The 25,969-nt window shown below is 70.0% G+C and carries 28 protein-coding genes; 11 read left to right on the plus strand and 17 right to left on the minus strand.

All coding sequences use genetic code 11. From position 1 onward, the window contains the following. Position 1: 1 nt before the first annotated feature. The 3 genes from ACX12L_RS00515 to ACX12L_RS00525 all read left to right on the plus strand — a co-directional run bounded on the left by ACX12L_RS00515 (position 2) and on the right by ACX12L_RS00525 (position 2,337). Positions 2-796: an IclR family transcriptional regulator gene (locus ACX12L_RS00515; protein ID WP_459260771.1), complete on the plus strand. Its 795-nt coding sequence runs from the start codon at positions 2-4 to the stop codon at positions 794-796. 38 nt (positions 797-834) lie between these two features. Then, positions 835-1,188: a cupin domain-containing protein gene (locus ACX12L_RS00520; RefSeq protein ID WP_459260773.1), complete on the plus strand. Its 354-nt coding sequence runs from the start codon at positions 835-837 to the stop codon at positions 1,186-1,188. 96 nt (positions 1,189-1,284) lie between these two features. Next, the gene (locus ACX12L_RS00525; RefSeq protein ID WP_459260775.1) at positions 1,285-2,337 is read left to right on the plus strand and encodes an adenosine deaminase; all 1,053 of its coding nucleotides are present in this window, start codon (positions 1,285-1,287) and stop codon (positions 2,335-2,337) included. Between the two features lie 5 nt (positions 2,338-2,342). Here ACX12L_RS00525 and ACX12L_RS00530 read toward each other — a convergent pair whose 3' ends face one another. The 9 genes from ACX12L_RS00530 to ACX12L_RS00570 form a co-directional block, all read right to left on the minus strand. Further along, a complete protein-coding gene (locus ACX12L_RS00530) occupies positions 2,343-3,650 on the minus strand; it encodes an acyl-CoA thioesterase/bile acid-CoA:amino acid N-acyltransferase family protein (RefSeq protein ID WP_459260777.1) in 1,308 nt (435 codons plus the stop codon). Continuing rightward, a complete protein-coding gene (locus tag ACX12L_RS00535; protein ID WP_459260779.1) occupies positions 3,650-5,218 on the minus strand; it encodes an ABC transporter substrate-binding protein in 1,569 nt (522 codons plus the stop codon). Before ACX12L_RS00535 ends, ACX12L_RS00530 begins: the two co-directional genes overlap by 1 nt. A gap of 123 nt (positions 5,219-5,341) precedes the next feature. Continuing rightward, a complete protein-coding gene (locus tag ACX12L_RS00540; RefSeq protein WP_459260781.1) occupies positions 5,342-6,337 on the minus strand; it encodes an ABC transporter ATP-binding protein in 996 nt (331 codons plus the stop codon). Next, positions 6,334-7,308, minus strand: a complete 975-nt coding sequence (locus tag ACX12L_RS00545; RefSeq protein ID WP_459260783.1) for an ABC transporter ATP-binding protein — start codon at positions 7,306-7,308, stop codon at positions 6,334-6,336. The genes ACX12L_RS00540 and ACX12L_RS00545 overlap by 4 nt, the downstream gene beginning before the upstream one ends. Further along, positions 7,305-8,204: an ABC transporter permease gene (locus ACX12L_RS00550; protein WP_459260785.1), complete on the minus strand. Its 900-nt coding sequence runs from the start codon at positions 8,202-8,204 to the stop codon at positions 7,305-7,307. Before ACX12L_RS00550 ends, ACX12L_RS00545 begins: the two co-directional genes overlap by 4 nt. Continuing rightward, positions 8,201-9,175, minus strand: a complete 975-nt coding sequence (locus ACX12L_RS00555; RefSeq protein ID WP_013722776.1) for an ABC transporter permease — start codon at positions 9,173-9,175, stop codon at positions 8,201-8,203. The genes ACX12L_RS00550 and ACX12L_RS00555 overlap by 4 nt, the downstream gene beginning before the upstream one ends. Further along, a complete protein-coding gene (locus ACX12L_RS00560) occupies positions 9,172-10,179 on the minus strand; it encodes a LysR family transcriptional regulator (RefSeq protein ID WP_459260786.1) in 1,008 nt (335 codons plus the stop codon). The genes ACX12L_RS00555 and ACX12L_RS00560 overlap by 4 nt, the downstream gene beginning before the upstream one ends. Before the next feature lie 182 nt (positions 10,180-10,361). Continuing rightward, on the minus strand, positions 10,362-11,009 hold the full coding sequence (kynB, locus tag ACX12L_RS00565) for an arylformamidase (RefSeq protein WP_459260788.1): 648 nt from the start codon (positions 11,007-11,009) through the stop codon (positions 10,362-10,364). 1 nt (position 11,010) lies between these two features. Beyond that, entirely contained in the window at positions 11,011-11,334 is a 324-nt protein-coding gene (locus ACX12L_RS00570) for a YkgJ family cysteine cluster protein (RefSeq protein ID WP_459260790.1), read from the minus strand. Between the two features lie 120 nt (positions 11,335-11,454). Between ACX12L_RS00570 and ACX12L_RS00575 the strand changes: the two genes are divergently transcribed. The 3 genes from ACX12L_RS00575 to ACX12L_RS00585 are packed head-to-tail and all read left to right on the plus strand — an operon-like array spanning position 11,455 to position 13,926. Further along, the gene (locus ACX12L_RS00575; protein ID WP_459260792.1) at positions 11,455-11,754 is read left to right on the plus strand and encodes a FeoA family protein; all 300 of its coding nucleotides are present in this window, start codon (positions 11,455-11,457) and stop codon (positions 11,752-11,754) included. Next, positions 11,751-13,679, plus strand: coding sequence for a ferrous iron transporter B (gene feoB, locus ACX12L_RS00580; RefSeq protein ID WP_459260794.1), 1,929 nt, complete (start codon positions 11,751-11,753; stop codon positions 13,677-13,679). Before ACX12L_RS00575 ends, feoB begins: the two co-directional genes overlap by 4 nt. 1 nt (position 13,680) lies before the next feature. Further along, entirely contained in the window at positions 13,681-13,926 is a 246-nt protein-coding gene (locus tag ACX12L_RS00585) for a hypothetical protein (RefSeq protein ID WP_459260795.1), read from the plus strand. A gap of 59 nt (positions 13,927-13,985) precedes the next feature. Here ACX12L_RS00585 and ACX12L_RS00590 read toward each other — a convergent pair whose 3' ends face one another. Continuing rightward, positions 13,986-14,333, minus strand: a complete 348-nt coding sequence (locus tag ACX12L_RS00590; protein ID WP_459260796.1) for a YkgJ family cysteine cluster protein — start codon at positions 14,331-14,333, stop codon at positions 13,986-13,988. 98 nt (positions 14,334-14,431) lie between these two features. On the opposite strand from ACX12L_RS00590, the gene ACX12L_RS00595 reads away from it, so the two are divergent. Further along, positions 14,432-14,641, plus strand: a complete 210-nt coding sequence (locus tag ACX12L_RS00595; RefSeq protein ID WP_459260798.1) for a hypervirulence associated TUDOR domain-containing protein — start codon at positions 14,432-14,434, stop codon at positions 14,639-14,641. A 6-nt stretch (positions 14,642-14,647) separates the two neighbouring features. Continuing rightward, complete coding sequence (locus ACX12L_RS00600) at positions 14,648-15,190, plus strand: DUF488 domain-containing protein (protein WP_459260800.1); 543 nt, start codon at positions 14,648-14,650, stop codon at positions 15,188-15,190. Positions 15,191-15,350: 160 nt separating this feature from the next. Here the strand turns inward: ACX12L_RS00600 and argF are convergent, their stop codons facing one another. Further along, complete coding sequence (gene argF / locus ACX12L_RS00605) at positions 15,351-16,271, minus strand: ornithine carbamoyltransferase (RefSeq protein ID WP_459260802.1); 921 nt, start codon at positions 16,269-16,271, stop codon at positions 15,351-15,353. Between the two features lie 16 nt (positions 16,272-16,287). After that, positions 16,288-17,484, minus strand: a complete 1,197-nt coding sequence (locus tag ACX12L_RS00610; RefSeq protein WP_459260804.1) for an acetylornithine/succinylornithine family transaminase — start codon at positions 17,482-17,484, stop codon at positions 16,288-16,290. Positions 17,485-17,721: 237 nt separating this feature from the next. Here ACX12L_RS00610 and ACX12L_RS00615 point away from each other — a divergent pair, with 237 nt between their 5' ends. Next, positions 17,722-18,036, plus strand: a complete 315-nt coding sequence (locus tag ACX12L_RS00615; protein ID WP_201397786.1) for a DUF3579 domain-containing protein — start codon at positions 17,722-17,724, stop codon at positions 18,034-18,036. Between the two features lie 121 nt (positions 18,037-18,157). On the opposite strand, the gene rpsT is transcribed toward ACX12L_RS00615, so the two are convergent. Beyond that, positions 18,158-18,457 carry a 30S ribosomal protein S20 gene (gene rpsT, locus ACX12L_RS00620; RefSeq protein WP_013518273.1) on the minus strand — a complete coding sequence of 100 codons (300 nt, stop codon included), beginning with the start codon at positions 18,455-18,457 and terminating at the stop codon, positions 18,158-18,160. Between the two features lie 104 nt (positions 18,458-18,561). Between rpsT and murJ the strand changes: the two genes are divergently transcribed. Further along, a complete protein-coding gene (gene murJ / locus ACX12L_RS00625) occupies positions 18,562-20,127 on the plus strand; it encodes a murein biosynthesis integral membrane protein MurJ (RefSeq protein WP_459260807.1) in 1,566 nt (521 codons plus the stop codon). A 16-nt stretch (positions 20,128-20,143) separates the two neighbouring features. Continuing rightward, positions 20,144-20,992: a SirB1 family protein gene (locus tag ACX12L_RS00630; RefSeq protein WP_459260808.1), complete on the plus strand. Its 849-nt coding sequence runs from the start codon at positions 20,144-20,146 to the stop codon at positions 20,990-20,992. Position 20,993: 1 nt separating this feature from the next. On the opposite strand, the gene ACX12L_RS00635 is transcribed toward ACX12L_RS00630, so the two are convergent. From ACX12L_RS00635 to ACX12L_RS00650, 4 genes are all read right to left on the minus strand, one after another. Further along, positions 20,994-21,389: a universal stress protein gene (locus ACX12L_RS00635; RefSeq protein ID WP_459260810.1), complete on the minus strand. Its 396-nt coding sequence runs from the start codon at positions 21,387-21,389 to the stop codon at positions 20,994-20,996. A 202-nt stretch (positions 21,390-21,591) separates the two neighbouring features. Then, a complete protein-coding gene (locus tag ACX12L_RS00640; RefSeq protein WP_459260812.1) occupies positions 21,592-22,677 on the minus strand; it encodes an AI-2E family transporter in 1,086 nt (361 codons plus the stop codon). Between the two features lie 21 nt (positions 22,678-22,698). Next, positions 22,699-23,739: a phosphoribosylformylglycinamidine cyclo-ligase gene (gene purM, locus ACX12L_RS00645; protein WP_459260814.1), complete on the minus strand. Its 1,041-nt coding sequence runs from the start codon at positions 23,737-23,739 to the stop codon at positions 22,699-22,701. Positions 23,740-23,892: 153 nt separating this feature from the next. After that, positions 23,893-25,845 (minus strand): gamma-glutamyltransferase family protein, encoded by a 1,953-nt coding sequence (locus ACX12L_RS00650; RefSeq protein ID WP_459260816.1) that lies wholly within the window; start codon positions 25,843-25,845, stop codon positions 23,893-23,895. Between the last annotated feature and the right edge of the window lie 124 nt (positions 25,846-25,969).

Genomic DNA, 25,969 nt, shown 5'->3' on the forward strand with positions numbered 1-25,969 from the left:
CATGAATACGCCTGCGCTGCCCGATGAAGAGACGAACCCCCTGTTCAACCAGTCGCTGGAAAAGGGGCTGGCGGTGCTCTGCTCCTTCAGTGCGCAGCGGCGCAGCATGACGCTGGCCGACGTGGCGTCGGCGGCGGGCATCAGCAAGAGCTCGGCGCAGCGCATGGTGTTCACGCTTGAGCAGCTCGGCTTCGTGCGCAAGCACCCGCAGACGCGGCGCTACCAGCTCACGCCGCGCGTGATGCGCATCGGCTACAACTACCTCGCGGCCAATCCGGTCATCGACCTGGCCAACCCCTATCTCTCGGAGCTCACCAACGCGACGACCGAGACCAGCTGCCTCACCGAGGCCGACGGGCTGGAGATGGTCTACGTGGCGCGATTCATCAGCGCGCAGTTCGTGCCGGTGCACATGCCCATCGGCAGCCGCATCCCCATGTACTGCACGGCCTCGGGCCGTGCCTGGCTCAGCGCATTGCCGGACGGCGAGGCGCTGGAGCTGCTGCGTGCGAGCGAGCGCGTGGCCCATACCCGCCACACCATCACCGACGAGGCCGCCATCCTGGCCGAGCTGAACCAGGCGCGCCAGCGCGGCTTTGCCGTGAATCGCGAGGAACTGTTCCTGGGCGACATGACGCTGGGCGCGCCCGTGATCGGCAGCCACGGCCGTCCGGTGGCAGCCGTGCACATCGTGGCCCCCACGAGCCGATGGACGCCCGAGGAAGCAGAGCGGCGCCTGGGCCCCGCGCTGCTGGCCTGCGCGCGGTCGCTGAGCAATTCGGTGCGCGCGCTCTGACCGCGCCGCGCTTTCATCCCCGTCGAAGGAGTCACGCCATGGGAATCCAGGTCATCGCGCAGAGCGCCACCACGCCGCAGCTGCAGGACTGGGGGCCGGTCACGGTGCCGTTGAGCACGCCCGCCTGCGCCCTGCGAGGGCTGGAGGTGCGCATGGACGGCCGGCCCGATAGCGACATGGGGCTGTGGGAATGCACGCCGGGGCGCTTCCAGCGGCAGGTGGCCTCGGGCGAGGTGATGCACATCCTCGCGGGGGCAGGGCGCTTCATGCCCGAGGCCGAGGGCGCCGCGCCGGTGGAGTTCCGCGCGGGCGACACGCTGTTCTTTCCGCCCGACACGCGCGGTGTGTGGGAAATCCGCGAGACGGTGCGCAAGCTCTACGTGATGGCCTGACACTCATAGGGTGTTGCGCCTCGCCGCCGTCAAGGCATCATCGACCTGCTGCCGCCGCCGTCGTCTGGCCGGCGGCATCACCTTCGGAGTCCGCTGATGGTCAAGCTGCCCCCCATTCCCCCCGAACGCCTGCCCGGCCTGCTGGCCGCTAGCCCCAAGGCCGAGCTGCACATCCACATCGAAGGTTCGCTCGAACCCGAAATGATCTTCGCCCTGGCCCGGCGCAACGGCGTCGCGCTGCCCTATGCCAGCGTGGAGGAACTGCGCCGTGCCTACGCCTTCACCGACCTGCAGAGCTTCCTGGACATCTACTACGCGGGCGCCAGCGTGCTGCTGCACGAGCAGGATTTCTACGACATGGCCCGCGCCTACCTTGCCCGGGCGGCTATGGACAACGTAGTGCACGCGGAGATCTTCTTCGACCCGCAGACGCACACCGCGCGCGGCGTGGCGATGGAGACGGTGATCAACGGCCTGCACCGCGCCTGCACCGATGCGCGTGCCGAGCTGGGTATCTCGGCATCGCTGATCCTGAGCTTCCTGCGCCACCTGAGCGAGGACGACGCCTTTGCCACGCTGGAGCAGGCCATGCCGTTCCTGGACCGCGTCATCGGCGTGGGCCTGGACAGCAGCGAGCTGGGCCATCCGCCCGAGAAGTTCGCGCGCGTGTTCGCGCGCTGCCGCGAACTGGGCCTGCACGTGGTCGCCCATGCGGGCGAGGAGGGGCCGCCGGCCTACATCTGGGGCGCGCTCGACGTGCTCAAGGCCGAGCGCATAGACCACGGCGTGCAGGCCGTGCACGACCCGGCGCTCATGCGCCGGCTGGCCCGGGAGCGCGTGCCGCTCACCGTGTGCCCGCTGTCCAACCAGAAGCTGTGCGTGTTTCCCGACCTGTCCCGGCACAACCTCAAGCAGCTGCTCGATGCCGGGCTCGTGGCGACGGTGAACTCCGACGACCCGGCCTATTTCGGCGGCTACGTCAACGACAACTTTGCCCAGACCTTCGCCGCGCTGCCCGCGCTCACGGCGCGCGACGCCTGGCAGCTTGCCGGCAACAGCTTCGAGGCCAGCTTTGCCCCGGCGGCCGACAAGCGCGCATGGCAGCACCGGCTGGAGGAATGCTTCGAGCGCCATGCCGAACCCGGCTGACCGGATTACGACGGCTGCGAGGCCGCCCGCGCAGCCACGGCATCGCGCAGGAACTGCAGTACGCCGGCCCACGATTGCTCGTCGGCCCGGGCGTTGTCCGCCGGGTTGCCGCCGCCGGTACTGACCTTGCCCGAGACCGGGTGCGCATAGACGAGCTGTGTGGTCGGCACGCAGGGAAAAAGAATCGCGTGCCCGGCATTCTCGAAATCGAGCCATTGCACGTCGTGCGGGTGCCGCACTTCGGCGAGCTTGTCGCGCACCATGCGCGAGAAGACGCTGGAGGGCCAGGAGCCATCGTCCGTGCCCGAGAGCAGCATGACGGGGCCCTCGATCGCCTCCACCGGAATGCGCGCACGCGCCAGCGCCCCGGGGTCCTGCAGCGCCGTGCGGATCGCGCGCTCATGGCGGTGCGGCTCGGGGCCTTCGTCGAACGGGGCCCAGCTGGCGGTGCGGTTGTTCTCCCACAGGTGCGCGAGCGGCTTGCCGTTCAGCAGCCAGGTCGGACCCTCGCGGCCGATCTTCGGGTCGCAGGCGTTCTGGCCGCTGTGCACGAAGGCGCTGGGCACATAGGCGACCACGGCGGAGACCTGCCTTGCGAAGGTCGCGCCCAGCAGCAGCACCAGCTCGCCGCCGCGCGACTGGCCGCTCACCGCGACGAAGTCGTGCAGCGGCCGCACCTCGCGGCGGATCCATTGCAGGCCCTTCTGGAAATATTCCAGCGGCGTGTTCGAGATGTAGTCGGACAGGCCCGGCGCCTTGAAGTACGCGAGCGCCAGCGCCGCGAAGCCCCGCGACGCATACAGCGCCGCGCGCGGCTCGTTGATGCCGCCGCCCGAGCCGTTCAGGACCATCACCGCCGGATGCGGGCCCGGCCCCGGCGGCAGGTACAGCGTGCCGACCAGGCCGTCCTCGCGCAGCTCGCGGCGGGTCACGCCGTCGGCGGCCAGGCGCTGCACCAGCGTGGCCCTGGCCTGCGCACCGCCCGCGCTGGCGGTGATCTCGGTCACCAGCGGCTCGGCCACCGGCTGGTTGAAGAGCTCGCGGCTCTTCGAGCCCACCGGCGCCTGCGACCAGACGAGGCCCATGCCGCTCGCGCCCGAATAGCTGCCGGACACGGGTGCGTCGCGCGCCGTGTCCACCACGCCGTCGGCGCCGGCCTCGAAGCTGGCTTCGCTGCGCCATTGCACGCCGCTGCGCCGCGTGCTGGCGGCAACCGTCACGGGCTGCCCCGGCGCCAGGCGCTCCACGCGGATGCTGCGCGGCACGTCGATCAGCGCATCCGCCGGGGTGACGCAGAGGATAGGCGCGGCCATTACTTGCCGTCCCTGGTGACCATCATCGCGGCGGTGCGGTCGCTGGTCATCGGGGTCACCTTCAGGCCCTTCTTCGCGGCCCATACGTTGCGGTAGTGGAACAGCGGGATGATGCCCGCGTCGTCCGACACCACCTTGGCCGATGCGCGCAGGATGGCCTCGCGCCTGGCCGTGTCGAACTCGGCCGTCGATTCGGCCAGCGCCTTGTCCACCGCCGGGTTGCTGTAGTGGCCCCAGTTCGATGCGCCCAGGCCCTTGGCCTTGTCCACCGTGGCGAGCACGTTCACCAGCGCGTAGCTGGCCTCGCCGGTGCCGTTGCCCCAGGCCAGCATGCTCATCGCGTATTCGTTCTTGTTGGCCCGGCCGGAGTACACCGACCACGGCACCACCTCCACCTGGGTCTTGACGCCGATGCGCGTCCAGAACTGCGCCACGGCCTGCGCGGTCTCGGGGCCCTGCGGGTAGCGGTCGTTGGGCACGTGCATGGTCAGCTTGAAGCCTTCGGGGAAGCCGGCGTCGGCCAGCAGCTTCTTGGCCTGGGCGGCGTCGAAGGCGATGTTCTTGATCTCGGGGTTGTAGCCGTAGGTGCCTTTGGGCATCCACTGGTTGGCCTCGGTGGCGGTGTCCTGCAGGATGCGGTCGGTGATGGCCTTGCGGTTGATGGCGATGCTCAGCGCCTGGCGCACGCGCTGGTCCAGCAGCGGGTTCTTCGGCAAGGGGTTGCCGGCGTTGTCGGTGAGGTAGGGGCTCTGCGCCGGGTTGAAGCTGGGTTGCAGCAGCATCACGCGCAGGCCGTCGTACGGGAATACGGTGATGTTGGATGACTGCTTGAGCCTGGCGAGGTCGGACACCGACACCTTGTCGATCACGTCCACGTCGCCCGCCAGCAGCGCGGCGGTGCGCGCGGCGGCGTTGTTGATGTAGCGGTAGTTCACCTTCTCCCAATACGGCTTGCCATCCCAGTAGGCGTCGTTGCGCGTCATCACCACGCGGTCGCCCGGCGTGTACGAGACGAACTTGTACGGCCCGGTGCCGACCACGGCCCTGCCGGCGTTGTAGTCGTCCGTCGCGGCCTTCTCGCCCACATGCTTGCTGACGATGTGCACCGAGGCCAGGTTCAGCGGCAGGTCGGGGTTGGGGATGTTGGTCTTGATGACGAGGGTGTGCGGGTCCTTGGCGGTGACCGACTCCACCGTGCGCAGGTAGCCGGCGAAGGTGGCCACGCTGCCCGGCACGTTGCGCGCGCGCTGGTACGAAAAGATCACGTCATCGGCGGTGAAGGGCTTGCCGTCGTGCCACTTGACGTCCTTGCGCAGCTTGAACTCCCAGGTCCTGGGGTCCAGGTTCTTCCAGCTCTCGGCCAGGCCGGGCTGCAGCCGGTTGGCCTTGTTCTCCACCAGCAGGTCCCAGAAATGCAGGTCCACCGAGCGGTCGCCCGCGTGGTTGTTGAGCTGCGGGTCCAGCGACGACAGCGGGTCGGCGAAGCCGATGCTCAGCGTCTGCGCGTGGGCGGCCGCGCCGGCGGCGAGCAGCGAGGCGGTCAGGGTGGAAAGAATCAAGCGTTTCATGGCGATCTCCTGGTCAGAATGCGGTCAAATCAAAAAACATAGCTGCTGGCGCTTGCCATGCAATACTTTCAATATAAAAACTGCCTGAAATCCTTTGTTGACATGCCGTAGCAGCTCACTTTTTCAGGAGCCATCGTTCAAATGGCACGCGCTGAGATGGCGGATGGCGATGCCCTTGAGCTGCGGCGCCTCCACCTTGCAGCGCGGCATGGCATGCGGGCAGCGCGGGTGAAAGTGGCAGCCCGGCGGCGGGTGCAGCGGGCTCGGTATCTCGCCCTGGATGGCGCTGTAGGCCTTGTGGCGCGCGCCCATCTTGGGTACCTCGGCCAGCAGCGCCTGGGTGTAGGGGTGGTTGGGGCGGCCGAACAGTTCCTCCACCGGCGCGGTCTCGATCACGCGGCCCAGGTACATCACCACCACGCGGTCGGACAGGTGTTCGACCACGCCCAGGTCGTGGCTGATGAACAGGTAGGTCAGGCCCAGCTCCTGGCGCAGGTCCATGAACAGGTTCAGGATCTGCGCCTGGATCGACACGTCCAGCGCCGCCACCGCCTCGTCGCAGACCAGCACCTGCGGCTGCACCGCCAGCGCGCGCGCAATGCCGATGCGCTGGCGCTGGCCGCCGCTGAACTGGTGCGGGTAGCGGTGGCGCAAGGCCGGGTCGAGCCCGGCGCGGCGCATCTGCGCGCACACGTAGTCGTCGAAGCCGGCCGCATCGACCAGGCCGTGGATGCGCGCCGCCTCGCCGACGATCTCGTCGACCCGCATGCGCGGGTTCAGGCTGGCGTACGGGTCCTGGAAGATCATCTGCACGCGCATGCGCGCCGCGTGGCGCTGGCGCGCGTCCATGTCGGCCATGCGCCGGCCGCCGACCAGCACCTCGCCGTCCGACGGCGCGAGCAGCCCCGCGGCCAGGCGCCCCAGCGTGGATTTGCCGCAGCCCGACTCGCCCACCAGGCCCACGACCTCGCCTTCGGCCACGCGCAGGTCGACGCGGTCGACGGCGCGCGTCACCGCGGGCGGCCTGGCCAGACCCAGCCTGTCCAGCAGGCCGGGCTTGCGTTCGCCAAAGCGCTTGCTGACCTGGCGCAGCTCGATGGCTGCGGGTGTCTCGGTCATGCGGCCTCCATCGGGTAGAAGCAGCGCACCAGGCGCTGCGGCCTGGGCTCCGTCAGGCCGGGCTGCTGCGCGCAGGCCTCGCCCGCGCGCGGGCAGCGCGCGGCGAAGGCGCAGCCCGCGGGCAGGTCCAGCAGGTTGGGCGTCATGCCCGGAATCTGCCTGAGGCGCTGGCCCCGGCGGTTGTTGCTCGGCAGGCTGCCGATCAGCCCCGCCGTGTAGGGGTGCAGCGGCGCGTCGAGCACCGCGTCCACCGGGCCGTGCTCGACGATGCGGCCGGCGTACATCACCGCCACCTCGTCGGCCAGGCCCGCGACCACCGACAGGTCGTGCGTGATCCAGATCAGCGCCGTGCCCTGCTGGCGCGCGAGCTTCTGCACCTCGGACAGGATCTGCGCCTGGATGGTCACGTCCAGCGCCGTCGTGGGCTCGTCGGCAATGATCAGGTCGGGCCGGTGCAGCATGGCGATGGCAATGGCCACGCGCTGGCGCATGCCGCCCGAGAGCTGGTGCGGGTAGGCCAGCAGCCGCTCGTCGGGGCTGGGGATGCCCATCAGGCCCAGCGTGTCGCGGGCGCGCTCGCGCGCGGCCGCGTGGCTCACCCGCTCGTGCGCGCGCACCGCCTCGATCATCTGCGTGTCGACGCGCAGCACGGGGTTGAGCGTCATCATCGGGTCCTGGAAGATCATCGCGATGCGGCTGCCCTGCAGCGCGCGCATCTCGCGCGGCGGCAGCTTCGTCAGGTCGCGCCCCTGGAACAGCACCTCGCCGCCCACCACGCGGCCCGGCGGATCGACCAGCCCCATGATGGAAAAGCCCGTGACCGACTTGCCCGAGCCGGACTCGCCCACCAGCCCGAGGATGCGGCCGCGCGCCAGCGTGAACGACACGCCGTCCACCGCGCGCAGCACGCCGGCGCGGGTGTGGAAATGGGTTTGCAGGTTGCGCACCTGCAGCGTGGGGACGGTCGTCATTGCCGGCGCGTCCTCGGGTTCAGCACGTCGCGCAGCCGGTCGCCCACCAGGTTGATGGCCACGATGGTGACGAGCAGCGCGATGCCGGGGTAGAAGCTGATCCAGTACTCGCCCGAGAGCATGTACTGGTAGCCGTTGGCGATCAGCAGGCCCAGCGAGGGCTCGGTCACCGGCACGCCCAGGCCCAGGAAGCTCAGCGTCGCCTCCAGCGTGATCGCGCGCGCGATCTGCAGCGTGCCGATCACGATCAGCGGCGGCAGGCAGTTGGGCAGGATGTGGCGCAGCATGATGCGCCAGCCCGGGATGTCGAGGCAGCGCGCCGCCTCCACGTACTCGCGCCGGCGCTCCACCAGCGCCTGGCCGCGCGCGGTGCGCGCGTAGTAGGCCCATTCGAGCAGCACCAGCGTCAGCACCACGTTGCCCACGCCCTTGCCCAGGTAGGCCAGGATCATCATCGCCACAAGGATCGAGGGGAAGGACAGCAGCAGATCGACCACGCGCATGATGAGCGCGTCGGTCTTGCCGCCCGCATACGCGGCCAGGAGGCCCAGCAGCGTGCCGAGCACGCCAGCGATCAGCGCCGAGCCCACGCCCACCAGCAGGCTGATGCGCAGGCCGTACAGGATGCCCGAGTACAGGTCGCGCCCCTGTCCGTCCGCGCCCAGCCAGTAGTGGAACGTGCCCTCGCCGTTGAGCGCGCCCGGCGCCAGGCGCGCGTCCATCACGTCGAGCTGGTTCAGGTCGTAGGGGTTCTGCGGCGTGATCCACGGCGCCAGCAGCGCCGCCGCGATCAGCAGCACCGCGACGCCCAGGCCCAGCACCGCGGTTTTCGACGCGAAGAACTCGCCGGCGTTGCGCCGCCAGGGCGATTCGTGCTTCAGGGCCACCGTCTTCATGCCGCGCCCTCCAGCCGCACGCGCGGATCCAGCACCTTGTACAGGATGTCCACGATCAGGTTCAGCGTGACGAACAGGCACACCACCACGACGAGGTAGGCGACGATGACGGGCCTGTCCAGTGCGTTGATGCTGTCCAGGATCAGCTTGCCCGCGCCGGGCCAGGCGAAGATGCTCTCGGTGACCACGGCGAACGCGATGGTCGAGCCCAGCTCCAGCCCCAGCACCGTCACCAGCGGGATCAGCGTGTTGCGCAGCACGTGCACCAGCACCACGCGCATCGGCGACAGGCCCTTGGCGCGCGCGAACTTGACGAACTCCATCGGCATCACCTCGCGCACGTTGGCGCGCGTGAGCCGCATCACCAGCGAGGTCTTGAACAGCGACAGGTTGATGGCAGGCAGCAGCAGGTGCCGCAGGCCGTCCAGCGTGGGCCACGACCACTGCGCGCCCAGCAGCTGCACCGTCTCGCCGCGGCCGCTGGCCGGCAGCCAGCCCAGGCCCACGCTGAAGGCCATGATCAGCATCAGCCCCACCCAGAACGTGGGCAGCGAGAAGCCGACGATGCTGCCCGCCATCAGCAGCTTGGACAACGGATGCTCGGGGAACAGCCCCGCGAACAGCCCCAGCGGCACGCCGACGGCCACCGCGATGAGCAGCGCGGCGATGGCCAGCTCCAGCGTGGCCGGCAGGCGCTGCAGTATCAGCGTGACGGCCGGCACGTTGTAGACGAAGCTCGTGCCCAGGTTGCCGTGCAGCGCGCCGTTCACGAACGCCAGGTACTGGCGCCACAGCGGCTGGTCCAGCCCCAGCTCGGCGATGATGCGCGCGCGCTCCACCTGGTCCACGTCCTGCCCGATCAGGATGTCCACCGGGTTGCCGATGGCGTGCAGGCCCGCGAAGACGATGATGGTCATCAGCACGACGACCACCGCGGCCTGGGCCAGGCGGCGCAGGAGCCAGCCGGTCATGCCGCGCCCCCCGTCTGCATGGGCGCGGCCGGCACCGGAACGCCTGGCCTGGCAAGGTCTTGCGCCGCCTGCTGCAGCAGCGCGCCATGCGCGGCGGCATCGTGCAGCACGAAGCCGGGCAGCAGCGCCGCGGCCGCATCGGCCAGCGCCGCCATCAGCGCATCCATGGAAGGCCGGGCCGGCGCGGCCTGCCGCGTGACCACGCCGAACAGAAAGGGAATATCGGTGTCGAGCGCGCGGGTGACCACGCCGGCGAGCGGCACGCCATGGGCCGTCACCGGCTCCAGCACGGCCACGCCCAGGCCCGCCCGCACCATCATCATCGCGTTCAGCGACGAATTGGTCTCGATCAGCCGCGGCATCGCGCCGCCGGCCTCGGCGAACTCGGCATCGAGCCGGTGGCGCAGCCGGTAGGGATTGGTCATGGTCACGATCTGCCGCTGCGCCAGCGCCGCCAGCGGCACCCGCTCCAGTCGCGCCAGCGGATCGGATGCGGGCAGCACCGCCACGCAGGCGGCCTGGCCTATCCAGTGCACCTGCAGGCCCCGATGCTCCAGCGGCAGGCTGGTCACGCCCAGATGCGCGGCGCCGCACAGCACGTCATGCACCACGCGTTCGGGCGCCGCGCTGCGCAGCTGTATGGCGCCCATGGCGCCGCCGTCCTCGATGCGGGCCAGCGCCTGCGGCACCAGCCCCGCGGCCAGGGCGGTCGTGGCCACCACGCGCACCGGCCGGCGCAGCCCCTGTTCGATCTCCTTGGCGCGGCGGCGTATCTGCTGCAGCCCGGTGAGCGCATGCTCCACGTCCTCGTACAGCAGAAAGCCCTGCTCTGTGGGCGTGACGCGCGGCCCGTTGCGCGCAAAGAGCTCGTAGCCGATCTCGGCCTCCAGCTCCTGCACCAGCCGGCTGACGGCCGGCTGCGAACGCCCGAGCAGCAACCCGGCAGCGGTGACGCTGCCCGTGGACATCACGGCGGCAAAGGCTTCGAGCTGGCGCAATTCCATGGCGGTCTATGCAAAGTACGCATTCTTCGCCAGGAATCATATGTTTTACAAATATTAAGTGGGCATAAGTTCATACCCTTACCCGGCCCCATGGCTGGCAGCCAGCCGCGGCGCAGAAACTATTTTTTTGATAGCTGCCAGCGCTTGATGGAAGAGCATTACGTGCCAGTTTTGCTTGAAATTCATGCCAGCGCGCGCAGCACGGCGCGCACGGGCGAGGCATCGGCCGTGGCGAGCTTGAGCGGCAGGGCGATGAGCTCGTAGTCGCCCTCGGGCACGGCGTCCAGCACCAGGTTCTCCAGTACGCGCAGGCCGCGCCGGCGCAGCACCTGGTGGCTGGGCAGCAGCCGGCTGCCGGCGGGATCGACGCTGGCCGTGTCGATGCCCACGAGCACCACGCCGGCGTCGGCCAGGCGCTCCAGGGTCTCGGGGGCGCAGGCGGTCAGGCCGGCGTCCCAGCGGTCCACGGGCATGCGCGCGTAGGTGCGCAGCAGCACGCGCGGGGGCAGGCCGGCGGTCACCGCATGAGCGATGTGGCGCCATTGCACCAGCGGGCCGCAGCCCATGGCGTGGACCACGCGGCAGGGGCCGATGAAGGCGTCCAGCGGCACGGCGCCTATGGCCGCGCCGTCGTTGTCGTAGTGCAGCGGCGCGTCCGCATGCGTGCCCACGTGCGGCGACAGCGTGAGGCAGCTCACGTTCACGGGGCTGTCCGGGCCGATGGTCGCGCTCCACTGCTGGCGGTAGGGCGCGTCGCCCGGATACACCGGGCTGGCCGCATGCACGGGCGCGGAGATGTCCCACAGCCGGGGCGGGATTGTCCGCGCCATGTCAGAGCACCGGGCCGTCGAGCGGCGGCAGCTGGTGGCGCAGGCGCGCGCGGTTGCAGGCCTCGCTGCCGGCCTCGAACTCGCGGCAGGGCGAGGGGCGCCATTCATAGATGCCGCAGGCCGCGCGCTGGCCCACCTGGCCCGTGAGCGCGGCGCAGCGCGGCCGGGCGTGGTCGGTGCCGCGCATGCGGGCGGTGTGCTCCGTCACCTCCACCGCCAGGCCCCGGGGCACGCTGCCGCCCATGTCCTCGGTCTCGTGCACCGAGAAATCGACGCGGAAACTGGCGCAGCAGGCGCCGCAGCTCAGGCAGGGGTGGAGTGTCATGGTGGCAGGGCGGGCCAAAGACCGTGATTGTGCAGGGTCACGCGCACCATGGCGGATCGGGTTCCGGGGCGGTGTTGCACTAAAATGAGAATTACTTCTATTCATTGAATCCCTAGACACATGCAACAGACAGGCAATGGCATTGCCCATGGCCAGCCGCAAGGGCTGGACACCCTGCCGCGCGGCGTGGCGGCCACCGTGGCCGGGCTGCGGCAGGCGCAGGATGCGCGTGCGCGCGCCATGGTCCTGCGCCTGATGGAGATCGGCTTCCTGCCCGGCGAGCCGGTCAGCGTGATCGCCAAGGGCTTTCCCACGGCCGATCCGCTGGCCGTGCGCGTGGGGCAGGCCACCTTCGCGCTGCGCCGCCACGAGGCGGCGCAGATCCTGGTGCATGTGGGCGCCGCGGAGGGTGCGGCATGAGCAGGACCCAGGCGGCAGCGGCTGCATCGTTCACCCACATCGCGCTGTTGGGCAACCCGAACTGCGGCAAGACGGCGCTGTTCAACGTGCTCACGGGTGCGCGCCAGAAGGTGGCGAACTACGCCGGCGTGACGGTGGAGCGCAAGGAGGGCGTGTTCACCACCGCCGGCGGGCGGCGCGTGCGCGTGCTGGACCTGCCCGGCGCCTACAGCCTGCATGCCCAGAGCCTGGACGAGGCCGTCACGCGCGACGTGGTCACCGGCCGGCGCCCCGGCGAGAGCGTGCCCGAGCTGCTGGTGTGCGTGACCGACGCCACCCACCTGCGCCTGAACCTGCGCCTGGTGCTGGAGGCGCGGGCGCTGGGCCTGCCCATGGTGCTGGTGCTGAACATGAGCGACATGGCCAGGCACCAGGGCATAGAGATCGACCGCGAGGTGCTGGCGCGCGAGCTGGCCATGCCCGTGGTGGCCACCGTGGGCGTGCGCGCCAACGGGGCCGACGAGCTGCTGCGCTGGCTGGACCAGGCCGAGCCGCCGCGCGCCGCGCCGCAGCCGGCCGCCGCAGCCGCGCAACCGGCCGCTCTGCCCCCCGTCGACGCCCTGGAGGATGACCAGCCCCAGCGCGTGCAGCGGCTGCACCAGGAGGTGCGCCGCATCATGGACCTGGCCGTGCGCGAGCCCGCGCTGCGCCTGCAGCGCGACGACCGCATCGACGCCGTGGTGCTGCACCCGCTGTGGGGCACGCTGCTGTTGGCGGTGACGCTGTTCCTGATGTTCCAGGCCGTGTTCAGCTGGGCCGAGGTGCCCATGGGCTGGATCGAGGGCGCCACGGCCGCCGCGGCCGAGTGGCTGGGCACCCACATGGCCGAAGGGCCGCTTCGCAGCCTGCTGGCCGACGGCGTGATCGCCGGCGTGGGCGGGGTGGTGGTGTTCCTGCCGCAGATCCTGATCCTGTTCTTCTTCATCCTGGCGCTGGAGGAGTCCGGCTACCTGCCGCGCGCGGCCTTCCTGCTGGACCGCGTAATGGGCGTGGTGGGCCTGTCGGGGCGCTCGTTCATCCCGCTGCTGTCGAGCTTCGCCTGCGCCGTGCCCGGCATCATGGCCACGCGCTCCATCCCCGACTGGCGCGACCGGCTCGTCACCATCCTGATCGCGCCGCTCATGACCTGCTCGGCGCGCCTGCCGGTATACGCGCTGCTGATCGCGGCCTTCATCCCCGAGCGCACCGTGGCCGGCCTGTTCAACCTGCAGGGCCTGGTGCTGTTCGGCCTGTACCTGGGCGGCATCGTGAGCGCCATGCTGGTCGCCGCCGTGGCGCGGCTGGCCCGGCGCGGCGGCGGCGCCACGCCGCTGCTCATGGAGCTGCCGGCCTATCGCTGGCCCAGCGTGCGCAACCTGGCCCTGGGCCTGTGGGAGCGCGCGGGCATCTTCCTGCGCCGCGTGGGCGGCATCATCCTGGCCGTCACCGTGCTGCTGTGGTTCCTCTCGACCTACCCGGCGCCGCCCGAGGGCGCCGTGGGCCCGGCCATCGAATACAGCCTTGCGGGGCGCCTGGGCAGCATGCTGGAGACGATCTTCGCGCCCATCGGCTTCAACTGGCAGATCAGCGTCGCCCTGGTGCCCGGCATGGCCGCGCGCGAGGTGGCGGTGAGCGCCCTGGGCACGGTCTACGCCATCGCCGCCTCGGCCGACGACACGGCCGCGCAGCTCGCGCCCATGCTGGCCAGCCAATGGTCGCTGGCCACGGCGCTGTCGCTGCTCGTGTGGTTCATCTTCGCGCCGCAGTGCGTCTCGACGATAGCGGCCGTGCGGCGCGAGACCAACAGCTGGCGCTGGCCGCTGGTGATGACGGTCTACCTGTTCGCGCTGGCCTACGGCGCCAGCTTCATCACCTACCGCATCGCGCTGGCATTCCACGGAGGCTGACATGCTGCAGGAACTCATCGTCGCGCTGATCGTCGTCGTCGCCGTGGCCTACGTGGCCTGGCGCTACCTGCCCGCCGCCTGGCGCCAGCGCCTGGGCCGCGTGCACCCAAGCCTGGCGCAGGGGCCAGGCGGCTGCGGCAGCGGCGACGGCTGCAGCAGCTGCGGCGGGTGCTCCGCGGCGCAGGGGCCGGCGGCGGAGCCGCCCGTGCCGGGCCGGGCAGAGCGCAGTTTCCACGCTTCCAAATAAGTAGCTGGAAGCGCTTGCCAGGTGGGCGCTGGAGCCCGTTTTTCTTCGAATTTCAAGCGTCACGCCGCCAGCGGGAACTCGTCCCAGGGCGTATCCAGCGGCGGCAGGCCATGGCGCTGGCGCGCCTCGTTGCAGCGCTGTGAACCCATCTCGAAGCTGCGGCAGGTGGACGAGCGCTGCGCGTAGATGCTGCAGACCGACTGTTCGCCGCAGCGCCCGACGAGCGCCACGCAGCGCACCGGGCGCTGGCCCGTGCCGTTCATGCGCCAGCGGTTGCCGCTGACCTCGTGCGCCAGCGCGTCGGGCACGCTGCCGCCCATGGATTGCAGTTCGTAGACGGGGAATTCGACGCGGTACTCGTGGCAGCAGGCGCCGCAGGTCAGGCAGGGATGCAGGGGTTCTGGCATGGTGCAAGGGCTGATGGGCGGCCCGTGGCCCCATCGGTATAGTGCGAGGGGCGGGGCGGCCTTGTGAGCAACGCATGAATGCCCCGGGAGGTGCACAAATGAGCGAGCGATTCAAGGTGGGCGACCACGTGAGCTGGAACTCGGAGGCCGGGCGCGTGTCCGGGCGCATCGTCGCGGTGCACACCAGCGACTTCGACTACAAGGGCCACACCCACCGCGCCACGCCGGACGACCCGCAGTACGAGATACGCAGCGACAAGACGGAGCACATCGCGGCCCACCGCGGCAGCGTGCTCAAGCGGCTGTGACGCGCCGTGGCGCAGCCGTTCTTCACCATAGGCCACTCGAACCGCAGCCTGGAGGACTTCATCGCCCTGCTGCGCGAGGCGCGGGTGGCGTGCCTCGTCGACATCCGCAAGATGCCGCGCTCACGCGCGCAGCCGCAATTCGATGGCGACGGCCTGGGCGCCGCGCTCGCGGGGCACGGCATCTCCTACCTGCACCTGGCCGCGCTGGGCGGGCTGCGCGGCAGGACGGCCGGTGTGCCGCCCGGGCGCAACGGCCTGTGGCGCAACCCGGGCTTCCACCGCTATGCCGACCATGCGGGCACGCCGGCGTTCCACGAGGGGCTCGGGCAATTGCTGGCGCTGGGGCAGGACCGGCGCTGTGCCCTCATGTGCGCCGAGGCCGTGTGGTGGCGCTGCCACCGGCGCATCGTGGCCGACCATCTGCTGGCCCGGAGGCAGGCCGTGTTCCACATCATGGCGCCCGGGCGGGTGGAGCCGGCGCGGCTGACGCCGGGGGCCGTTGTGGATGCGGATGGGGACGTGCGCTATCCCCCGGCCTCTTTACCGTAGCGCCTTACGCAATCCGGCCGAGCAAAAGGTACTCCATGAGTGCCTTTTGCACGTGGTTTTGGCTTCGGCGCGCGGCCTGCGGCCGCTTCACATCCGCTGCGCGGATATGAGCCTGCGCCGAAACAGGCTGCTGGCGCCTAAGGCGCCACCGGCTTGCATTTCATGCAATCCGGCCGAGCAAAAGGTACTCCATGAGTGCCTTTTGCACGTGCATCCTGTTTTCCGCCTCGTCCCAGACGACGGATTGGGGGCCGTCGATCACGTCCGCCATCACCTCCTCGCCGCGGTGGGCGGGCAGGCAGTGCATGAACAGCGCGTCGGGCTTGGCCACGGCCATCATCTCGGCGTCCACGCACCAGTCGGCGAAGGCCTTGCGGCGCGCCTCGTTCTCGGCCTCGTAGCCCATGCTGGTCCACACGTCGGTCGTCACCAGGTCGGCGTCGCGGCAGGCGTCCATGGGGTTGGCGAAGACCTTGTAGCAGCCGGGGCGGTGGGGCTTGCCGCCGAAGGCGAGCTTCTCGTCCACCTCGTAGCCGCCGGGCGTGCTCACGTGCACCGTGAAGCCCAGCAGGTCGGCCGCCTGCAGCCAGGTGTTGGCCATGTTGTTGCCGTCGCCCACCCAGGCCACGGTCTTGCCGGTGATGCTGCCGCGGTGCTCTATGTAGGTGAAGATGTCCGCCATGATCTGGCAGGGGTGGAATTCGTTGGTCAGGCCGTTGATGATGGGCACGCGCGAGAACTCGGCGAAGCGCGCGATCTTGTCCTGCCCGAAGGTGCGGATCATGACCAGGTCGGTCATGCGGCTGATGACGCGCGCGCTGTCCTCGATGGGCTCGGCGCGGCCGAGCTGGCTGTCGCCCGTGGTCAGGTGCACCACGCTGCCGCCCATCTGGTACATGCCCGCCTCGAAGCTCACGCGCGTGCGCGTGCTGGCCTTCTCGAAGATCATGGCCAGCGTGCGGTCGGCCAGAGGGTGGTACTTCTCGTAGCTCTTGAACTTGCCCTTGATGATGGCGGCGCGCGAGAACAGGTAGTTGTATTCGTCGGCGCCGAGGTCGGCAAACTGCAGGTAGTGCTTCATATGTGGTGGCTCTCTGTCATTCGGCCAGGAAGGCCTGCACCAGCGGAGTGAGCAGGGCGACGATTTCGTCCGCCTCGGCGCGCGTCAGCGTGAGGGCGGGCACCAGGCGGATCACGCGGTCGGCCGTCACCGACAGCAGCAGGCCGGCCTGCGCCGCGCGGTCGATGAGCACGCCGCAGGGGCGGTCCAGCTCCACGCCGATGATCAGGCCCTGGCCGCGCACCTCGTTCACGCCGGCGGTGGAGCCCAGCGCCTGCTGCAGCCCCGCCTTCAGGTGCGCGCCCACGTCGGCCGCGTTCTGCAGCAGCCCTTCCTCCTCCATGATGCGGATGGTCTCCACGCCGGCGCGCATGGCCAGCGGGTTGCCGCCGAAGGTGGAGCCGTGGTTGCCGGGCTTGAGGACTTCGGAGGCGGCGCCGTGCGCCAGCACCGCGCCCACGGGCACGCCCGAGCCCAGGCCCTTGGCCAGCGTCATCACGTCGGGCACGATGCCGGCCCACTGGTGGGCGAACCACTTGCCGGTGCGGCCCATGCCGGCCTGCACCTCGTCGAGCATCAGCAGCCAGCCGTTCGCGTCGCAGAGCTTGCGCACCTGCTGCAGGTATTCCACGCGCATCGGGTGCAGGCCGCCTTCGCCCTGGATGGGCTCCATCAGCACGGCGACGACGTTGGGGTTGCCCTCGGTGGCCTCCTGCAGCGCCTCGATGTCGTTGGGCGCCACGCGGATGAAGCCCTCCAGCAGCGGGCCGAAGCCGTTGCGCACCTTGGGGTTGCCCGTGGCCGTCATGGTGGCGATGGAGCGGCCGTGGAAGGCATGGTCGTAGACCACGATCACGGGCTTCTCTATCCCCTTGTCCACGCCGTACTTGCGCGCGATCTTGATGGCGCACTCGTTGGCCTCCAGCCCCGTGTTGCAGAAGAACGCGTTGGTCATGCGGGCGCGCTCGGTCAGCAGCCGGGCGAGCTCCTCCTGCCCGGGCACGTGGTAGTAGTTGGAGGTGTGGATCAGCTTGGCGATCTGCTCCTGCAGCGCGGGCACCAGCCTGGGGTGGTTGTGGCCCAGCGTGTTCACGGCGATGCCGCCCAGGCCGTCGAGGTACTGCTTGCCGTTCACGTCCCACACGCGCACGCCCTGGCCTCGTTCGAGCGCGATGGGCACGCGGCCATAGGTGTTCATCACGTGGGGCGAGGCAGCCTCGATCAATGCGGTCATGCGGACTTCTCCTGACAAGAGCGGAACAATCACGTGCCCTGGCGGGCCGGAAAAGGAAGACCCGATTCTAGGGGGTGGCCCCGCGCCCACCATTGAAGAATGCGCATCACAGTCATGCGTGCGCGGGCCCATGGGGGCAGGGCGGGCGGGGGCTTGGAGGGCCAGCTCTTATATAAGAGTTAGAATCGGCCCCACGCGAGCGCACAAGGCCCGCGCCCCCTTCACGACCCGAACCCGATGGTTGCTCCCACCTCCAAAGAAGTCTTCATCCAAGGCATTACCCACGATGGGAGAACCTTCCGGCCCAGCGACTGGGCCGAGCGGCTGGCCGGGGTCATGAGCCAGTTCCGCCCGGGCGGCGCGCGGCCCGGCAGCCACCTGAGCTATTCCCCCTGGTGCGTGCCCACGGCGATGAACGGCGTGAAATGCGTGGTGGTCAACCGCGAACTGCAGGCCTACGAGCCCATGGCATGGGACTTCGTGCTCAACTTCGCCAAGGACAACAACCTGCAGGTCGTCGAGGCCTGCCTGCTCCCCGATCCCCCGGCCTGACGCCCCTGTCCCGTGGCCCATGAACAAAAAAACCGCCCGAAGGCGGTTTTTCTGCTTTGCTGACAGCGCACCCGTTGCAAACGGCGGGCGGCGGGGCCGCCCGGGCTGTTGCCTGAAAGGGTCAGGCGGCCAGGGCCAGGGCTTTCACCTTGGCGGACAGGCGGCTCTTGTCGCGAGCGGCCTTGTTCTTGTGGAAGATGCCCTTGTCGGCGATGGTGTCCAGCACGGACTGGGCCTTGGCGAACAGTTCGGTCGCCTTGGTCTTGTCGCCGGCCAGGACGGCCTTCTCGACGTTCTTGACGGCGGTGCGGTACTTCGAGCGCAGCGAGGTGTTGGCTGCGTTCAGCTTGAGGCCTTGGCGGGCGCGCTTGCGGCCCGATGCCAGGCGGGGGTTCTTTTTCTTCGGCTTTCCAGATGCCATGGTATGTGTTCCTTGTGTCTGAGGATGTTGTCAGCAAAGCCGACCATTATAGTTCACGCTCCGTTTCAAGGCCAGGGCTGCGCCAAACGCATACACTCGCGCGGGTGTCTCTGTTCAAAGCCGCCTCCACCGTATCGCTCCTGACCCTGGCCTCGCGTGTGACGGGCCTGGTGCGCGATCTGCTCATGGCCTCGATCTTCGGGGCCAACGTTCTCACCGACGCGTTCAACGTCGCCTTCCGCATCCCCAACCTGTTTCGCCGCCTGTTCGCCGAGGGAGCCTTCAGCCAGGCCTTCGTGCCGGTGCTGGCGGCGCACAAGGCGCAGCATGGCGAGGATGCCACGCGCGACCTGGTGGACGCCGTGGCCACGGCCCTGTTCTGGGTGCTGCTCTTGACCTGCGTGCTGGGCGCGGTGGGTGCGCCCGTGCTGGTGTGGGCCCTGGCCAGCGGGCTGCGCCAGACGGCCGAGGGGTTCGACGCCGCCGTGTTCATGACGCGCTGGATGTTCCCCTACATCGGCTTCATGTCGCTGGTGGCGCTGTCGGCCGGCGTGCTCAATACCTGGCGGCGCTTTGCCGTGCCGGCGGCCACGCCCGTGCTGCTGAACCTGTGCATGATCGCGGCGGCATGGTTCGGGGCGCCGCAGCTGGAGCGGCGCGGCATCGAGCCCATCTACGCCATGGTGGGCGGCGTGATGGCGGGCGGCGTGCTGCAGCTGGCGGTGCAGCTGCCCGTGCTTTACCGCCTGGGGCTGCTGCCGCGCATCGGCATGACGTGGGGCAGGGTGCGCAGCGCCTGGCGGGACGCGGGCGTGCGCCGCATTCTCACGCTGATGGCGCCGGCGCTGCTGGGCGTGGGCGTGGCGCAGATCTCGCTCATGATCAACACCCAGATCGCGTCCTACCTGGTGCCGGGCAGCGTGACCTGGCTGTTCTATGCCGACCGGCTCATGGAGTTTCCCACCGCCCTGCTGGGCGTGGCGCTGGGCGTGGTGCTCACGCCGCAGCTGGCGGCGGCCAGGGCGGCCGGCGATGCCGAGCGCTATTCCGCCATGCTGGACTGGGGCCTGCGCATCGTGGTGCTGCTGGCCGTGCCCTGCGCCGTGGGCCTGCTGACCTTCGCCACGCCGCTGGTGGCCACGCTGTTCCACCACGGCGCGCTGCACGACGGCGACGTGGGCCAGATCGCCGTGGCCCTGGCGGGCTATGGCGTGGGCCTGCTGGGCCTGGTGGCCATCAAGGTGCTGGCGCCCGGCTACTACGCCAGCCAGGACATACGCACGCCCGTGCGCATCGCCATCGTGGTGCTGGTCGCCACCCAGGCCATGAACGTGGCGCTGGTGCCGCTGCTGGCGCACGCGGGCCTGGCGCTGTCGATAGGCCTGGGCGCGCTCATCAACGCGCTGTGGCTGCTCACCGGACTGGTGCGCCGCGGCAGCTTCCGGCCCCGGCCCGGCTGGGGCCGGCTGGCGCTGCAGGTGGTGGGGGCCGGCGCGCTGCTGGCCGTGTTCCTGGCCTGGGCGTCGCTGCATTTCGACTGGCTGGCGCTGCGTGCGCACAGCGTGCAGCGCGCCGGCCTGCTGGCGCTGCTGCTGTGCGCGTCGGCCATCCTCTACTTCGGCGCGCTGTGGGCCTGCGGGCTCAAGCTGCGCGATCTGCTGCGCCGGTAGGCGCCGGGCATGGGCGATGCCGCTGAGCTACTCCGTTCCCACGCCGCTGGAATATTTCGCCGCGCTGGTGCAAGGGGCGCAGGAGGAGGGCATCGCGCTGCTCGAGGCCGCCGCCTGCATCGCGCATGTCGAATACCCGGACGTCGACGTGCAGCAGTTCCTGGACGACATGGACAGGCTGCAGGCGCGGCTGCAGCGCCGCATGCCCGCGGACGCCACGCCCCTGCAGCGGCTCAATGCGCTGAACCGGTTCTTCTATGGCGAGCTGGGCTTCGGCGGCAACCTCAACGATTACTACGCGCCTGACAACAGCTACCTGCACATGGTGCTGCGCACGCGGCGCGGCATCCCGATCTCGCTGGCCCTGCTGTGGCTGGAGCTGGCCCAGGGGGCGGGCCTCAATGCGCAGGGGGTGTCGTTCCCGGGGCATTTCCTGGTCAAGGTGCTGATGCCGGCCGGGCAGGTGGTGCTCGACCCGATGACGGGGCATGTGCTCTCGCGCGAGGCGCTCGGCGAACGCCTGGAGCCCTTCCGGCTGCGCCAGGGCGCCGCGCAGGACGAGGTGCCGCTGGGCCTGTACCTGCAGGCCGCGCCCGCGCGCGACGTGCTGGCGCGCATGCTGCGCAACCTCAAGGAGATCCACGGCGCCCGGCAGGACTGGCGGCGCCTGGTGGCCGTGCAGGACAGGCTCGTCACGCTGCTGCCCGATGCCTGGGACGAGTGGCGCGACCGCGGCCTGGCGCATGCGGCGCTGGGCGACGCGCGGCTGGCCGCGCAGGACCTGGAGCGCTACCTGGCGCATGCCGCGGATGCCGGCGATGCGCAGGCCATCGCGCTGCGCGTGAAGGCGCTGCGCGGCTCCTGAATCAGGACGTTGCCTTGACGGCCAGCACCGGGCAGGCCACGTTGAGCAGGATCTCCTGCGCCATGCTGCCCAGCAGCAGCTTGCCCACGGGCGAGCGCTTGCGCAGGCCGATCACGAGCACGGAGACCTGCAGTGCCGAGACCATCTCCTCGATTTCCTCGATCGTGCTCTTGCCGCGCACGAACTGCTTGAATTCCGCGTCGATGGGCAGCGTGGCCAGACGCTCTTCGACACGCTCGACCTCGTAGCCGTTGACGATGTTGGGGTCGTCCTGGCGCCCCCCCGGGCCGGCGTTGACGACGACCAGGCGCTCGTTGCGCCGGGTGGCGATTTCGATTCCCTTGTCCAGCGCGGCACGGCCTTCGGGGCGAGGAACGTAGGCGACGAGAATGGTCATGCAGTGTCTTCCTTGTGTTGTGTTGACGGTATGTCTGGCGCCATGGCGCCAGCCGGCAGAATAGCCCAACCGCCCCTGCGTTGGCGAGTGCCTGCGTGGCGTCCTGGAGATATCTGGAAGATGTCCATGAAAAAAGCGTCAAACGCTTATCCAGCAAGCGCCTGCAGCTATTGAACCGGGAGTAACGGGCTGGGGCTCAGGGCTACACCAGGCGCGCCGCCTTCAATTCCTTCTTGAGGTAGGCGTAGAACAGCGGCGCCGCCACCAGCCCGGCGGGGCCGAATACCGCCTCGGCCACGAACATCACGGACAGCAGCTCCCACACGCCCATATGGGTGCGCTTGCCCACCACCTTGGCGTTGATCACGTATTCGGCCTTGTGGATCAGGATCAGGAAGGCCAGGCAGGCCACGGCGGCGATCGGCGACACCGACAGCCCCACCAGCGTGATCACCGCGTTGCACAGCAGGTTGCCCACGATGGGCACCAGGCCGGCCAGGAAGGTCAGCGTGATCAGCGCCGGCGTGTAGGGCAGCCCCAGGTCCCACAGGGGCAGCACCACCAGCAGGAACAGGGCGGTGAGCAGGGTGTTGAAGGCCGCGATCCAGAATTGCGCCGCCACGATCTGGCGGAAGGCCTCGCCCATGCGGGCGATGCGCAGCACCAGCTGCTGCGTGAGCGGCCCGCGCGCGGCGCCCATGCCGCGCACCGCGGCCAGTGCGCCGATGAGCAGGCCCACGTAGGCATAAAGCAGGCCCGTGAGCCAGGCGCGGCCGGCCATGGCCAGGGCCCCGGCCTTGGCGGCCAGGTAGGAAGCGATGGCGTGCTGGACCTCGGCGGTGCCCGCGGGCATCTGGGCGGCGATGTCGGGCGGCAGTTTCAGGCGCAGCTCCAGCACCGTGCGCGCCAGATAGTCCAGCAGCTCGCGGTACTGCTGCGGCGCATCGACGATGTAGGTGCGCGAGTGCGACAGCGCCAGCGCCAGCAGCAGCAGGGGCGAGAGCATCACCAGGGCGGCGGCCATGCTCTGGCCGCTGTGCGAAAACCCCCGGCCCCGCGGGCCCAGGCGGCGCAGCCGGACCAGGCGCGGCGCCAGCCAGCGCGTGAGCAGGAAGCCCAGGCATACGCACAGCAGGCCCGGCAGCAGGCCGCGCAGCATCACGAGCAGCAGCGCCCCGGCCATCAGCAGGTAGCTGGCGATCACCACGCCGCGGGTCGCCGGCGCCCATGCCGGCCTGTGCGCCGGCGGTGACTCTGGGGGACCTTGTGGCGGCAGTTCCGATGGCATCGTTGCTGCTGCGGCGGCGGATCAGCCCACGACGACGGCCGGGCCCGTGCCGCGCTCGGCGATGGTGCCGATGGCGTACACGGCCTCGCCCAGCGCGCGCAGCGTGGCGGCCGTGGCCTCGGCGGCGTCGGCGGGCACCACGACGACCATGCCGATGCCGTTGTTGAAGGTGCGGTTCATCTCGATGTCGTCGATGCCGGCGGTCTTCTGCAGCCAGGCGAACAGCTCGGTCCTGGGCCAGCTGCCGGCCTTCAGGCGCGCGGCCGTGCCCTCGGGCAGCACGCGCGGGATGTTCTCCAGCAGGCCGCCGCCGGTGATGTGCGCCAGGGCCTTGATCGGGTGCTGCTGCAGGGCGGCGAGCACGTTCTTCACGTACAGGCGGGTGGGCTCCATGACGGCCTGCCTGAACGGCTTGCCGTCCAGCGTGGCGGGAAGATCGGCGCCCGCGCGCCCGATGCACTTGCGCACCAGGCTGAAGCCGTTGGAATGCACGCCGCTCGACGCCAGGCCCAGCACCACGTCGCCCGCGGCCACGTCCTTGCCGGTCAGGATCCTGCTTTTCTCGACCGCGCCCACGGCGAAGCCGGCCAGGTCGTACTCGCCCGCCGGGTACATGCCGGGCATCTCGGCCGTCTCGCCGCCGATCAGCGCGCAGCCCGACAGCTCGCAGCCCCTGGCGATGCCGCCGACGACCGCGGCGGCGGTGTCCACGTCGAGCTTGCCGCAGGCGAAGTAGTCGAGGAAAAACAGCGGCTCGGCGCCCTGCACCAGCACGTCGTTGACGCTCATGGCCACCAGGTCGATGCCCACGGTGTCGTGCATGTTCCACTCGAAGGCCAGCTTGAGCTTGGTGCCCACGCCGTCGGTGCCCGAGACCAGCACGGGCTCCCGGTAGCGCTTGGGCACCTCGAACAGTGCGCCGAAGCCGCCGATGCCGGCCATCACGCCTTCGCGCAGGGTCTTCTTGGCCAGCGGCTTGATGCGCTCGACCAGCGCGTCGCCCGCGTCGATGTCGACGCCGGCGTCTTTGTACGAAATGGGAGGGGTGGCGGAGGAGCTCATGGAATTCAAGGTAGGGTTGGCAGTTCGGCCCGAACCGGCAATTTTAGGGGCGCGGACGGCTCGGGGCGCAGAGAATGCCCCCCGGCGCGGCCGGCTACCAGGAAAAAGCCCTGCCGCAGGGGCAGGGCCTGGCAGTGGAGCGTTGGAACGGGGTCAGAGAGACCCGTCGCCCAGCACGATGCCTTCGCGTCGGGGGTCGGCGCCGCCTTCCAGCAGGGCCCGGCCGTTCCTGGTCACGCGCATGATGGTCGCCACGCCGCTGGACTGGGCAGCGCTGGAGACGGTGTGGCCCTTGGCCTTGAGGCCGTCGGCCAGCGCCGCCAGGTCGAGCGTGGTGTTGGAGCCGTCCACGCCCGTGGTGGGGCTGTTGGCCGCGCCGAAGTTCACCAGCGAGGTGGCCTGCTGGGCGTCCAGGCCCCAGTCGAGCGCGCCCACCACGGTCTTCATCACGTACTGAATGATGGCGCCGCCGCCGGGCGAGCCGGTGGCCATGACGAAGTCGCCCGGGGCGCTGCCCTTGAAGACCAGCGTGGGGGCCATGGTGCTGCGCGGGCGCTTGCCGGGCGCCACGCGGTTGGCCACGGGCTGGCCGCTGCCGTCCACGGGGCTGGCGGAGAAGTCCGTCAGCTGGTTGGTCAGCAGAAAGCCCTCCACCATGTGGAAGGAGCCCATGCTCGACTCCACCGTCGTCGTCATGGAGACCACGTTGCCATAGGCATCGACCACCGAGAAATGCGTGGTGCCGTGCTCCACCGTCTTGTCCACGCCCTGGGGCACGGGGCCGAAGTCGCCCGCGGCGGCCGTGCCCATGCTCCTGTCGGGACTGATCAGGCTGGCCCGCTGCCTGAGGTAGTCGGGGCTCAGCAGCGAGGACAGGCCCTGGGCCGGCAGCGGCACGAAGTCGGTGTCGGCCACGTACTTGTCGCGGTCGGCGTAGGCCAGCCGCTCGGCCTCGGAGACCAGGTGCACGCCCATCACGCTGGGCACGCCGCCTTCGTTGGCCGGGTTCGCGGGCCCGTACTGCGCCAGGTTGAACTGGCCCAGGATGCCCAGCGACTGCGCGATCGCGATGCCGCCGGACGATGGCGGCGACATGGTGCAGACGTAGTAGGCGCTGCGGTAGCTGGCGCATACCGGGTCGCGCTTCTTGGCCTTGTAGCCGGCCAGGTCGTCCAGCGTCATCAGGCTGGGGGTGATCGGGGTCTTGGCGCCGTCGTCGCCCACGGACTGCGCGGCCTTGGCGACGATGGCCTTGGCCAGGTCGCCGGTGTAGAGCGCATCCGCGCCCTGCGTGGCCAGGGTCTTGAGGGTTCTGGCGTAGGGCAGGTTGGTCATGGTCTCGCCCGTGGTGCGCGGCGATCCGTCGGCGTGGAAGTACGCGGCCATGGCGTTGGCGTCCAGCGCCAGGTTGGCGGCGTTGCTGGCGATGGCCGCGCCCAGGCGGCCCGGGATCTGGAAGCCATCGGTCGAGAGCTTGATGCCGTAGTCGAACAGGCCGTTCCAGGCGAGCATGCCGTGCTCCCTGTGCGCCATGTCCAGCATGCGCATCACGCCGGGCACGCCGATGGAGCGGCCGCTGCGCCGCGCCGACGGCACGGGCGCGGGCGAGCCGGGGTCGCCCTGGTCCTGCCGCGAGAGGTAGTAGCCCGTGGCCGCGGCGGGCGCGGCTTCGCGCCCGTCGTAGGCCGTGACTTTCTTGCTCTTGGCGTCGTAGTACACCATGAACGCGCTGCCGGCGATCGTGCTCGACTGCGGCTCCACCAGCCCCAGCACGGCCTGCATGGCCACCGCGGCATCGACGGCCGAGCCCCCGGCCTTGAGGATGTCGCAGCCGGCCTTGGTCGCCAGGGGCGTGTTGGCCACCACCATGTATTTGCTGGAGTATTTCGCCGTCAGGCCCAGCCGGTAGCCGGAGGCGTTCTCCGGCGCGGCCGGATCGCCGCTCACGCCCGACCCGACGACGATGGGGGCGCCGCTGCCGCTGCGTACCGAGCAGCTGTCGGGGTTGCTGTCGACGATGGGGAAGCGGCCGTTGCCGCCGCCGCAGCCCGCCAGGAAAGCCGCTGCCGCCAGCGGCGCCATGATCCAGAGCATCCGTTTACGCATAGGTCACCTCGTCTGTTGCCAAACCTGTTCCCACGGCGTCGGAGGTGCGCCCGGCGCCACCATCGTTCGAGCCGGAAAGCTTAGCCATGGGCGCGGGGCGCGGCCGCTGGTAGATACCCTGGGG

Source organism: Alicycliphilus sp. T452 (genome assembly GCF_054512775.1).